We start from the raw sequence: 993 nt of genomic DNA, 5'->3' as shown, positions 1-993 counted from the left end.
CAGTATTATCAAAGAAGGGTTATGCTGAAGCAACAAAATATGACGAAATAGATAAGGCACCAGAAGAAAAAGAAAGAGGAATCACAATCAATACAGCACACGTAGAGTATCAAACAGATAATAGACACTACGCACACGTAGATTGCCCAGGACACGCTGACTATGTAAAGAACATGATAACAGGAGCAGCACAAATGGACGGAGCAATACTAGTAGTAAGTGCAGCAGATGGTCCAATGCCACAAACAAGAGAGCATATACTACTAGCATCAAGAGTAGGAGTTGACTACATAGTAGTATTCTTAAACAAAGCAGATATGGTAGACGATCCAGAATTACTTGAATTAGTAGAAATGGAAGTAAGAGAACTATTAAGCGAATATAACTTCCCAGGAGATGATATTCCAATAATAACAGGATCAGCATTAAAAGCATTAGAAAACCCAGAAGATGCAGAAGCAACAAAGTGCATAATGGATCTTATGGAAGCAGTAGACAGCTATATACCAACACCAGAAAGAGCAACAGATAAGCCATTCTTAATGCCAGTAGAAGATGTATTCACAATTACTGGAAGAGGAACAGTTGCAACTGGAAGAGTAGAAAGAGGAATACTGAAAGTTGGAGACGAAGTAGAAGTAGTAGGATTAAGCGAAGAAAGAAAGAAGACAGTAGTAACTGGAGTAGAAATGTTCAGAAAACTACTAGATCAAGCAATGGCAGGAGATAATATAGGAGCTCTATTAAGAGGTGTTCAAAGAACAGACATCGAAAGAGGTCAAGTATTAGCAAAGCCAGGAAGCGTAAATCCACACAATAAGTTTGTAGGTCAAGTATACGTATTAAAGAAAGAAGAAGGCGGAAGACATACACCATTCTTCGATGGATACAGACCACAATTCTATTTCAGAACAACAGACGTAACAGGATCAATCAAATTACCAGATGGAATGGAAATGGTAATGCCTGGAGACCATATCGATATGAATGTTG

Annotated in this window: 1 protein-coding gene; it reads left to right on the top strand. The window is 38.2% G+C overall.

The window, feature by feature from the left end; translation table 11 throughout:
- Window positions 1–993: elongation factor Tu (gene tuf, locus JK636_RS11945; RefSeq protein ID WP_202749242.1), on the top strand; the 993-nt coding region annotated here is incomplete at both ends.

It is taken from the genome of Clostridium rhizosphaerae, assembly GCF_016765585.1.
Classification (GTDB): Bacteria; Bacillota; Clostridia; order Clostridiales; family Clostridiaceae; genus Clostridium_AT; species Clostridium_AT rhizosphaerae.
This window is presented reverse-complemented; position numbering and strand designations above follow the sequence as displayed.